The sequence below is a fragment of the Agrobacterium sp. 22094 genome (assembly GCF_052046015.1).
Classification (GTDB): domain Bacteria; phylum Pseudomonadota; class Alphaproteobacteria; order Rhizobiales; family Rhizobiaceae; genus Agrobacterium; species Agrobacterium cavarae.
The window spans coordinates 438725-450220 of sequence record NZ_JBQEPX010000003.1 but is presented as its reverse complement, the minus strand read 5'-3'; the positions used below and the strand labels follow the sequence as shown (position 1 = coordinate 450220).

Annotated in this window: 8 protein-coding genes; 7 read left to right on the top strand and 1 reads right to left on the bottom strand. The window is 58.9% G+C overall.

Annotated features, from left to right (window positions below; translation table 11 throughout):
* Nucleotides 1-3 precede the first annotated feature (3 nt).
* The 7 genes from ACTJK5_RS16980 to ACTJK5_RS16950 all read left to right on the top strand — a co-directional run bounded on the left by ACTJK5_RS16980 (nt 4) and on the right by ACTJK5_RS16950 (nt 8453).
* Nucleotides 4-792 carry a glycoside hydrolase family 16 protein gene (locus tag ACTJK5_RS16980; protein WP_062600105.1) on the top strand — a complete coding sequence of 263 codons (789 nt, stop codon included), beginning with the start codon at nt 4-6 and terminating at the stop codon, nt 790-792.
* A 41-nt stretch (nt 793-833) separates the two neighbouring features.
* A complete protein-coding gene (locus ACTJK5_RS16975) occupies nt 834-2033 on the top strand; it encodes a glycosyl transferase family 1 (RefSeq protein ID WP_440612891.1) in 1200 nt (399 codons plus the stop codon).
* A complete protein-coding gene (locus ACTJK5_RS16970) occupies nt 2030-3046 on the top strand; it encodes a glycosyltransferase family 2 protein (RefSeq protein WP_440612890.1) in 1017 nt (338 codons plus the stop codon). The genes ACTJK5_RS16975 and ACTJK5_RS16970 overlap by 4 nt, the downstream gene beginning before the upstream one ends.
* Nucleotides 3043-3975: a glycosyltransferase gene (locus ACTJK5_RS16965; RefSeq protein WP_440612889.1), complete on the top strand. Its 933-nt coding sequence runs from the start codon at nt 3043-3045 to the stop codon at nt 3973-3975. The genes ACTJK5_RS16970 and ACTJK5_RS16965 overlap by 4 nt, the downstream gene beginning before the upstream one ends.
* Complete coding sequence (locus ACTJK5_RS16960; protein WP_440612888.1) at nt 3972-4964, top strand: glycosyltransferase family 2 protein; 993 nt, start codon at nt 3972-3974, stop codon at nt 4962-4964. Before ACTJK5_RS16965 ends, ACTJK5_RS16960 begins: the two co-directional genes overlap by 4 nt.
* A gap of 71 nt (nt 4965-5035) precedes the next feature.
* A complete protein-coding gene (locus tag ACTJK5_RS16955; protein WP_111847489.1) occupies nt 5036-7384 on the top strand; it encodes a Wzz/FepE/Etk N-terminal domain-containing protein in 2349 nt (782 codons plus the stop codon).
* Nucleotides 7385-7508: 124 nt separating this feature from the next.
* Complete coding sequence (locus ACTJK5_RS16950) at nt 7509-8453, top strand: 2-hydroxyacid dehydrogenase (RefSeq protein ID WP_440612887.1); 945 nt, start codon at nt 7509-7511, stop codon at nt 8451-8453.
* 66 nt (nt 8454-8519) lie between these two features.
* Here the strand turns inward: ACTJK5_RS16950 and ACTJK5_RS16945 are convergent, their stop codons facing one another.
* Nucleotides 8520-11471, bottom strand: a complete 2952-nt coding sequence (locus ACTJK5_RS16945) for a PAS domain S-box protein (protein WP_440612886.1) — start codon at nt 11469-11471, stop codon at nt 8520-8522.
* Nucleotides 11472-11496 lie beyond the last annotated feature (25 nt).

The following is an 11496-nucleotide window of genomic DNA, read 5'->3' as shown; positions in this document are numbered from 1 at the left end:
CACATGACCTACCCCGCCCTATCTCAGCCGCGCATCGTGGCTGCCGCACTGATCGCCATCACGTTCGGCGCATCTCCCGCCTTTTCCCAGGAAGAGAACGGCAAGTCCTTCATCGAGAACTTCGACAGCATGGACCGCTCTTTCTGGTACGTTTCCGATGGCTGGAACAACGGCCCGCACCAGAACTGCACGTGGTCCAAGAAGCTGGTCGCCTTCGAAAGCGGCCATCTGGAACTCGGCTTCAGCAATGAAAAGGCCGGGGACCGCAACTATTCCTGCGGAGAAATCCAGACCAAGGGCCGCTATCGCTACGGCACCTACGAAGCGCGCATCAAGACCGCGCCGGGCTCCGGCCTGAATTCGGCTTTCTTCACCTATATCGGGCCAACCGATAAGAAGCCGCACGACGAGATCGACATGGAGATCCTGGGCAAGAACAGCAATCAGGTCCAGCTGAACCAGTATATCTCGGCAAAGGGCGGCAACGAAAAGCTGGTGGATGTGCCGGGTGGTGCCGACAAGGGCTTTAATGATTACGCCTTCGTCTGGGAGCCGCAGCGACTGCGCTACTACGTGAACGGAAAGATGGTTCACGAGGTCACAGACCCATCGAAGATCCCGCAAAACGCCCAGAAAATCTTCTTCAGCCTATGGGGTACCGATACGCTGAAAAGCTGGATGGGCAAGTTCGACTATTCCGGTCCGGTGACCATGCAGGTCGATCGCTTCGCCTTCACCGCGCTCGGCGACAAGTGCCAGTTTTCGGAATCCGTCGCCTGCCAAACCAACTGATGCAGACTGCCCAAAGTCAGACGAAGCTGAACGGATCGGACATGACCCACATTCTCTATTTTGCGCATGATCTGGCAGACCCTGCCATCCGTCGTCGCGTCATGACGCTGCGGGCCGGTGGCGCGACCGTCAGCCTCGCGGGTTTCAAGCGCGCGGATAACGGGCTGGCCGACGTCGATGGCCTTGCCCCGATCGATCTCGGACAAACGGCGGATGGCCGCTTTGCCCAGCGGATCGCCTGCGTGGCAAAAGCAAGCCTTACGCTTGCGAGCAAACTATCGTCCGTAAAAAAGCCCGACGTCATCATCGCCCGCAATCTGGAAATGCTGGCGCTTGCCCGGCGCGCCGTGAGCCATTTCGGTGCGGATGTCCCGGTCGTCTACGAGTGTCTCGACATCCACAGGCTTCTTTTGAACGACGGGCTGCCTGGCAAACTGCTGAACGCTGTTCAGCGTGCGCTTGGCCGGAACGTCAAACTCCTCATCACCAGCTCACCGGCATTCATGGAGAATTATTTCAAGCCGCGTTCCGGTCTTAACCTTCCCGTCCTTTTGCAGGAAAACAAGGTCCTGGCGTTGGATGGCGACGACATGAGCGCCCCCTCCCCGCGCCTGCCGCAAGCGGGAGAACCGTGGAAGATCGGCTGGTTCGGGGCGTTGCGCTGCCGCAAATCACTAAAGATCCTGGCCGACTTCGCCGCAAAGATGGACGGCAAGGTCGAAGTGGTCTTGCGCGGCCGCCCGGCCTATTCCGAATTCGATGACTTCGACGGCTTCGTTGAACGCGCGCCTCATCTTTCTTTTCATGGCCCCTACAGAAATCCGGAGGATCTGGCGTTGATCTACAACGATGTCCAGTTCACATGGGCCATCGATTTTTTCGAAGAAGGGCAGAATTCAAGCTGGCTCTTGCCGAACAGACTTTATGAAGGTTGTCTCCATGGTGCCCTGCCAATTGCGGTCGCCGGTACCGAAACCGCGCGCTTTTTGCAGCAGCGAAAGATCGGGCATGTTCTCGAGACGGCCGACGTCGCCTCGCTTGAAACGCTGTTTTCCGAATTGAGCGACGCCTCCTATCTCCAAAGCTTCCAAACGCTGGCAGCAATCGACCGGCAGCAATGGATCACGGATCGAAACGACTGCCGCGAGCTTGTCCGCGTGCTTCAATCCTTGACCATGCGAACCGACGGTCGGCCGGTCGATGCAGTTCCTTCGATGGCTTTAAGCGGGAGGACACCATGAAATCAGTCTCTATTCCCGGTGTGAAGACTTTGATCGTCATTCCCTGCCTCAACGAGGCACGAACGATCGATGATCTGCTGTTGAAATTTTCCAGCACGTTGAACCATCCGGAAGATCGCATCATCGTCGCAGACGGCGGCAGCACGGATGGGACGCGTGACATCGTTGCCGATTTTTCCCGGCAGGATCAGCGCGTCATTTTGCTTGCCAACCCAAAGCGCATCCAGAGCGCGGGCATCAACCTTGCGGTCGAAGTCTTTGGAGAGGGCTACGACTATATGATCCGTATCGATGCGCATGGCGACTACCCTGACGATTATTGCCATAGACTGCTGGAAGATGCCGTCGCGACGGGTGCGGATTCCGTTGTTGTAGCCATGGATACGGTCGGCCATGGCACGTTCCAGAAGGCCACGGCGGTTGCGCAGAATTCCAAGCTCGGCAATGGCGGTTCGAAGCATCGCGAAGGCGCCAAGGGTCGCTGGATCGACCACGGCCACCATGCCCTGATGCGGATCGAGCCGTTCAAGGCCGTCGGCGGCTATGATGAAAGCTTCAGTCACAATGAAGACGCCGAACTGGACCATCGCTTGCGCAAGGCGGGCTTTCGTATCTGGATGACCGACAAGACGCGCATGACCTACTACCCGCGTGCCAGCATCGGTCCGCTCTTCCGCCAATATATGGCCTATGGCCGAGGCAGGGCGAAGAACCTCTTGAAGCACCGCACCATTCCAAAAATCCGCCAGATGATCCCGCTTGCGGTGCTGCCTTGTGCCGCCCTTGCGCTCTTCTGCTTTGTCCACTGGATCGCCCTTATCCCGCTTTGCCTCTGGATTGCCGCATGTCTGGCTTATGGGGTGTGGATGGCAATTGCAGAGAAGAACCCCTACGGGCCGCTTGCGGCCGTCTCGGCTATGACCATGCATCTGGCCTGGTCGACAGGTTTCTGGCGTGAGCTTCTGGGCTCCATCACCACGCCCCAGCCACTGGCAGGAAAGGCTGTCTCGTGACGTATGATCCCACAACTCCTGTAAAAGTCGATATTGGCATCTGCACCTATCGCCGCCCGACGGTGATGGATACGCTGCTCTCGCTGTTTCGGCTTGACGTTCCGCAGCGCGTGTCGGTGCGCCTGATCGTGGCGGATAATGACGCCGAACCCTCGGCGCGCGCGTTGATAGACGCGTTGCGCGAGCGTTCACCCTTCCCGATCCATTACGTCCATTGCCCGAAGTCCAACATCTCCATTGCCCGCAATGCCTGCCTCTCCGAATGCGAAGCCGATTTTCTGGCCTTCATCGACGACGATGAAACGGCGCCGGCAAACTGGCTGACCGAGCTTTTGAAGACGGCGCATGAGACGCAAGCCGATGCCGTGCTCGGTCCTGTGACAGCGCTCTATGCCGATGATGCGCCGGGCTGGATGAAGAAGGGCGACTTCCACTCCACCCGGCCTGTCTGGGTGAGTGGGGAGATCATCACCGGCTACACATGCAACACACTGCTGCGCATGGCGTCTCCTGCGGTGAACGGTCGGCGCTTCGCCCTGTCGCTCGGGCAGAGCGGCGGGGAAGACACGCATTTTTTCACGAATATGCATCTGGACGGTGGACGTATCGCTTACTCGGAAAACGCCTTGCTGACAGAACCCGTGCCCCAAAGCCGTGCCAGCTTCATGTGGCTTGCGAAGCGGCGTTTTCGCTCGGGCCAGACGCATGGACGGTTGCAAGCGGAGCAGAAGACAGGGCTCCGGCGCTTGCCGCTGATCGTTTCGACGGCGGCGAAGATCACCTATTGCGCCGCCGCCACGCTGGTCACCGCTTTTGATCCCGTCCGTCGCAGCCGTTCGGCTCTGCGCACCGCACTTCATGCCGGATCGCTGAGCGGCATCTTTGGCGTTCGTGAAATCCGCCAATACGGCGCCGTGGAGGCTGCATGAGCGCATTGCAAACCGAACCTGATGTGACCTTCGTCATCGCGGCTTACAACGCCGCCGACACGATTGTCGCTGCCATCGACAGCGCTCTTGCGCAAGACAATGTCACGCTTGAGGTCGTCGTGGTGGATGACTGCTCGCCGGACGATACGCGCGCTGTCGTACAGGCAGTTGTCGAGCGCGATCCCCGTGTCAAGCTGATTGCCCTCGACAACAATTTTGGCCCCGGCGGCGCGCGCAATGCCGGGATCGATGCTGCGCAGGGGCGTTGGATTGCGGTGCTCGATTCCGACGACGTGGTCTATCCGGATCGCATGGCGCAGATGATCATGCGTGCTGAAAAAGCCAATGCGGATATCGCCGTCGATAACCTGGATGTCGTTTACAGCGACGGACGCCCGCGCGAGACGATGTTCGAACCCGCCTTTCTTGAAGCGAAACGGGTCCTCACACTTGAAGACTTCATCCGCTCCAACATCCTCTTCAAGTCCACTTTCAATTTTGGCTACATAAAGCCGATTTTCCGTCGTGATTTCCTCAACGACCACGGCCTTCGCTTCCGCCATGACCTGCGCATCGGCGAGGATTACCTTCTTCTGGCGTCAGCGCTCGCGTCCGGTGCCTCCTGTGTCATCGAGCCGATGCCGGGATATGTTTATAATATCCGGCAGGGCTCCATTTCGCGCGTGCTCGAACTCCATCATGTCGATGCGATGATCGCCGCAGACAAGGAATTCCTGCGTCAGTTCACGCTTCTGCCGGCGGCGAGGGATGCGCAGGCCGAGCGAACAAAAAGTCTTATTCAGGCGAGGCACTTCCTGATGCTGGTCGACAGCATCAAACGGCGCTCCGTCTCAGACACGATCAGGATCGCGCTTCGCGACCCTGCCGCACTCAAACACCTCCGCATGCCGATTTCCGTCAGACTGCAAAAGCTCAAGAAAACGCTTCTTCCTTCAGCCTTATCTTCGGCAACGCCGGCCAGAAACTGAACGCTGCGGTGACCAAGCGAGGCAACAAAATGCCGCGCGTCCCGCGCCCATAAAAATGACAAGGTAGGTCCATGAACCAGAAAACCTTTAGATCGAACGGCCATTTCCCGGACCCTGCAAAGGATTCCGACACCTTTATCGACCTCGACCGCCTATGGGCTGCTGTGGTGCGCCGGGCCAATATCATTGGCGCTTGCGTCGTTGCAAGCATGGTGCTGGCTGGGCTTTATCTCGTTCTGGCAACCCCTGTTTATACCGCGATGACTCAGGTCCTTCTCGACGAAAGCCTGTCTCGCTATGCCGAGGAGGAAAGCCCTGTCCCTGCGGCCCAGGTGATCGACAACCGGATTGCCAGCGCTGTCGAAATCCTAAAGTCGAAAGAGATGGCTCTGACGGTCGTGGACAAGGCAAGGCTTGACGAGAACGACACCATCGTCAACCCGCCGACCGGCCCGGTCGATCTCGTCAAATCCTCCGTCAAGGCCGTGGTCGATCTCGTGACACCGAGCGACACCCCCGCGTCGGAAGAGGCGATCCGTAACGGCAAACGGGAAAAGGCGGCTGCCGTGATCCAGCAGGCTTTGACGGTGGAGCGCGTCGGCCGAAGCTCGGTCATCGCAATCTCGATCCGCTCCACGGACCGCCAGCTTGCCGCCAACATCGCAAAGACCTATGCGAATTCCTATCTGACCGAGCAATTGAACGCCAATTTCGATGCTTCGGAACGCGCTTCGGTCTGGCTGCAGGAACGTCTGACGGATCTCAACCAGCGCGCACAGGCCGCTTCTCTGGCGGTCGAGAAATACAAGGCCGACAACAACATTGTATCCTCACGCGGGGAGTTGATGTCGGAGGGTCAACTTGCCGACTTGAATGGGCAACTCATTGCTGCCCAGGCCGATGCGGCGACGGCACAGGCCCGCTACTCTCAGTACAAGTCGATCATCGATCAGGGCCCGGACAATGCGGTCAATAACGCTGTGGTCTCGGCACGCGACACGGACAACACGGTCATTCAGGATCTGCGCAAACGCTACATCGGCATTTCGGATCGAGAGCGCGGCGTGATCCAGCAATTTGGCAAGGATCACCCGCAGGCCATCGCTCTCGAAGCCGAGAAAAAGGATCTGGCGGGCCAGATCTACCAGGAACTTCAGCAGTTGACTGGTAGCTTCAAGAACGAATTCGATGTCACCCAGTCACGTGTACAATCGCTGCGCGATAACATCGACCGCGTTGCCGGCCGCAACTCCCAGACCAATATGACAATGGTCAAGCTTCGGGAACTGGAACAGCAGGCAACCGCGCTGAAGACACTCTACGAGTCCTATCTCGGTCGCTTCGAAGAGGCATCGCAGAAGCAATCCTTCCCGATTGCCAAGGCGCGCGTTATTTCAGAAGCCGGTCTGCCGACATCGCCCTCCAGCCCGAAGAAGACCATGACGATGGCGCTTTCTATCGTGCTGGGCCTGATGCTGGGTGGCGGTCTGGCGGCGGTGCTGGAATTCCGCGATCGCTATTTCCACACCGGCGCCGACGTGCGTGACAATCTGCGGATGCGCTTCCTAGGCTACCTGCCGTTCATTGGTGAGAAGGGGGTCGAGACCGGAAAGTCGGAAACGGGCGCCGCCACACCGGATGTGCCTGATACCAATATCGAAGACAACGGGCAGGTCTCTTTCCAAAAGATGCTGAGGCTTGCGGTCGACAGCCCGCGCTCCAGCTTCACCGAGACGCTGCGCAACGTGAAACTGACAGCCGATGTGGTGATCCAGGAGCGGCAGTGCCGCGTGATCGGCGTGATCTCCTGCCTGCCGAATGAAGGCAAGTCGGTCGTCGCACTCAATCTCGCGGGTCTCATTGCCACCACTGGCAAGCGCACGCTGGTGGTGGATGCCGATATTCGCAATCCTGGTCTCAGCCGTATGCTGACCACGCGCCAGTCGGCCGGTCTTGTCGAAGTGGTTCTCGATGACGTTCCTTGGACCAAAGCCGTCAAGGTCGATAGCCGCACGAAGATGGGCATTCTGCCAGTCTCCGTCAGCAACCAGTTTGCCCATTCGAGCGAGTTGCTGGCATCCGCGGGCATGCGTAAATTCATGGAATCTGCGCGCGAAGCCTGCGATTATATCATCGTCGACTTGGCGCCTGTCGTTCCGGTGATCGATGCCAAGGCCTTCGCCTCGCAGGTGGATGGCTTCGTCTTCGTCACCGAATGGGGCAAGACGCCAATCCAGATGGTTCAGAACCTGATGAACCACGAACCGGAAATCGCCAGCAAGACGCTCGGCATCGTTCTGAACAAGACGGATATGACAGAGCTTCAGCGCTATGCGGACCCGGGCGGCTCGGAACATTACCACGAGCAGTTCGGCGCCTATTATGGCGACGCCAAAAAACCAGTGCCAGAAACGGTCTGATCAAGCAACAAGATGCCCGCCCCTCAAGCGGGCATTTTTTTGTTTCCAAGCGCTATCGCGGGGTGGATTTCTAGTTATTTTCGACTTTATGTCGGCTCAGCCGATCTCACGCAGGATGATGACCATGACCTCCCCTATCGCTTACGTTTCTCGCGCAGCCGATGACGAGGAGGCGACTTGGATCGACACCTTGGCGAAGGCAATGCCGAACGAAAAGATCGTCTCCATTCGACAGATGACGGACGCCGAACGTCAAGCCGCCGAGGTCGCCATCGTCGCCAATCCTGATCCAGCCGATATCGCCAGGCTCCCCGGATTGACATGGATCCACAGCCTGTGGGCGGGCGTGGAGCGGATTGTTTCGGAACTCGGACCGACAGCGCCGCCCATTGTGCGTCTGACCGATCCTGAACTGGCGCGCGTCATGGGAGAGGCGGTGCTCGCATGGACCTATTACCTGCATCGCGACATGCCCGCCTACCGCCGGCAGCAGGAAAAGAAGGTCTGGAAAGATCTAGAATACCGCCATCCGAAAGACGTGACGGTTGGCCTTATCGGGCTAGGCCTGCTCGGCACCGAATCTGCAAAACGTCTGCGGGGCGCCGGCTTTGATGTCATGGGCTGGAGCCGCTCGCTCAAAGACCTGGAAGGTGTGACAACACTGTCTGGTGAAGATGGGCTGAACGAGCTTCTCGAAAAAAGCGATATCGTCATCTGCCTCGTTCCGTTGACCTCCGAGACCCGCGGCCTCATCAATGCCGACCGTTTGCAGCGCATGAAGGCAGGCGCATCGATCATCAACTTTGCCAGAGGCGCCGTTCTCGTCGCCGATGATCTCTTGGCATCGCTTGAGAGCGGTCATGTCGCGCATGCCGTGCTCGATGTCTTCGAGAAAGAACCGCTCGACGAAGGTTCACCGTTCTGGAGCCATCCGAGCGTTACGGTCCTCCCCCACATCTCGGCACCGACCGACCGCAGTTCCTCTGCCGCAATCGTCGCGCAGAATATTCGCACCTGGCGGAGGACGGGGGAATTGCCGACGACGGTCGATATGCAAAAAGGCTACTGACGCAGGCAAGGCATCGGCCTCAAGCGTATCGCGATCTGAAAGACCGCGATACGCGCTCATGACGGATCAGGAGTTGCTCATCGCCTGACCGATGGCATAGCGCACATCGTTTTCGTTGTAAGGCTTGCAAAGCAGGACCGCACCCGCTGGCGCATTCTTCGGCAGGAAATTGTCCCCCGTGGCGAAGACCACGGCGATTTCCGGCTTGCGCTGTTTCACCAGCACGGCAAGCTCCGCACCGCCCATATCCGGCAGCCCGAGATCGGTCACCAGAATGTCGATCTCTTCCCGATCCAGCAGGTCGAGCGCCTGCGTTGCATTCGCGGCTTCGACCACCGCGTGGCCGACTTCGGTCAGAATGTCCGTGGTGTTCATGCGGATCAGGTCGTCATCCTCGACCAGCAGGACACGCAACGCGTCCTTGGGCTCTACCTTGGCAGTCGGCTCGCTCGCCACCGCCTGATCAGGAGCTCGGTCACGGGTGGATTCGGCTCTCTGCTTTTGGTTCGCAATCACGTGGCGCAGTCGGCGTGCTAGTGCTTCGCGCGTATAGGGCTTTGAGAGGAGCTCGACGCCAGGATCCAGCTTGCCGCCATGGACAATGGAGTTTTCCGTGTAACCGGAGGTAAAGAGGATGGCGAGATGCGGCATGCGCTCCTTGACGCGGCGCGCCATCTCGCTGCTCTTCAACGGCCCAGGCATGACCACATCGGTAAAGATGACGTCGATCGGCACGCCGCTTTCGGCAACCGTCAAACCGGCCTGCGCGTCGCGCGCTGTCAGAACCCGGTACCCCAGATCGGTCAGCATCTCGACGACGGTGCCGCGGACTTCGTCATCGTCCTCCACGACAAGCACCGTTTCCGAGCCGCCGACGACAGGCCCGTTGTGAACGACAATCTCTCTATCTTCGTCCGCCATGGAGCGCGGCAGATAGATGCGCACCGTCGTGCCCTGCCCCAGCTCCGAATAGATCTTCACATGGCCGCCCGACTGCTTGACGAACCCATAGACCATCGAGAGGCCAAGGCCCGTGCCCTTGCCTTCCGGCTTGGTGGAGAAGAAGGGTTCGAAGACGCGATCAAGGATTTCCGGTTTCATGCCGGAGCCGGTATCGGTCACCGCAAGCATGACATACTGGCCAGGCTCCACCTCCGCATGGTTGCGCGCATAGTCCATATCAAGCGAGGCATTGCCAACTTCGATCGTCAGCTTGCCTGTCCCTTCCATGGCGTCGCGCGCGTTGATCGCAAGGTTGAGAAGTGCGTTTTCGACCTGGGTCGGATCGGCATAGGTATTCCACAGGCCACCAGCGGTGATGACCTCAACCTCGACGGCCTCGCCGAGCGAGCGTCTCAAAAGATCGTCCATGCCAGCGACGAAGCGACCGACATTGATGACGCGTGGCTCAAGTGCCTGACGACGACCGAAGGCCAGAAGCTGACTTGCAAGCTTTGCACCGCGGCTGACGCCAGCAAGCGCATTGCCGACGCGGCGTTCTGCCCTTTCATTGCCGGCCACATCCTTGGCAAGAAGCTGGAGATTTCCGGCAATGACCTGCAGCAGGTTGTTGAAATCATGCGCGACGCCGCCGGTCAGCTGGCCGATCGCTTCCATCTTCTGCGCCTGCTGCAACGCAAGTTCCGTCTGACGACGCTCGGCAATTTCCTTTTCGACGCGTGCCTCAAGACCTTCGTTCAGCTGACGAAGCTGGTCTTCGGCGCGAATCCGGTGACGGATTTCGCGCTCAAGACTGGCGGCATGCTCCTTCAGCGCCACCTCGGCGCTGCGCTGCTCGGTAATATCGGTATGAACGCCCACCCACTCGGTGATCTCGCCATGCGCATCGATGATCGGCACGCCGCGAATGGCAAAGGTGCGATAGACGCCATCACGCCGGCGGACGCGATGCTCCCAGACATAAGTTGCCTTGGCTGCGACGGCGCGGTTCCAGCTGTCGATCGATCCTTCACGATCTCCAGGATGAACTGCTTCTGCCCAACCGAAGCCTTGATATTCGTCGTAGCTTTGACCGGTCAGTTGGGACCAGGCAGGCTGTTCGCCGCTCATCCGGCCTTCTCGGCTGTTCGTCCATAGAACACCGTGGACGGCCTCGACGGCAGCCTTGAACCGACTGTTGCTGAGGAGGATTTCGCGCTCCGCCCGCTTCCTCGTCTCGATATCGATGATGAGGATGTAACAGCCGTCCACCTCGCCCCTGTGGTCGCGTCTCGGCACGTATCGGATTTCAGCCGCATGCCGCGCCCCATCCGGGCGCTGAATGCTGGTGTCGGAGACGATATGCTCGCCAGCCATGGCGCGCTGAATAAATGGCTTGCGCTCGTTGAAGAATGCCTCGCCCACGACGTCCACGACGCGCTTGCCAAGCACGTCTTCCGGTGCCCAGCCGAACCATTCGAGATAGCCCTGATTGGCAAAGCGATAGGTGTAGTTGAGGTCGATAAAACCGACGAGGATCGGCAAGGCAGAGGTGAGACGGCTGAGTTCTTCGCGGCTAGCGGCCAGTGCCTGAACGGTCTTCACCTTCTCGGTGTTTTCAAGAACAGTGCACAGGACGCCTTCGACGATGCCGACGTCATTATAGATCGGCGTATAGAAGAGATCGAAGACGACCTCCTCCGGCATACCGTTGCGGTTAAGGACCATTTTCTGATCGCGAAAGGACTGCACCTCTCCGCGAAAACCTGCCTCCAGGATCTTTTCGTTCCAGTCCCAGATTTCCGGCCATATGCCGTTGACCGTGCCGCCGAGTGCGTGCGGATGATAGTTCCCGGCAATTTCAGTGTAGCCGTCATTATAGATCATCACATGATCTGGCCCCCACATCAAAACCTGGGGGATGGGCGAATTGACCACCGAGTTCACCTTCAGGCGAAGGATCTGCGGCCATTCGGCAATCGGCCCGAGCGACGTCTTCGACCAGTCAAAAGCGCGTACCAAGGCACCCGCCTCTCCGCCGCCGACAGGCCAACTCGCAAACGCACCCATATCAGTCATGCAAATTCACCAACAAGAACTTCGA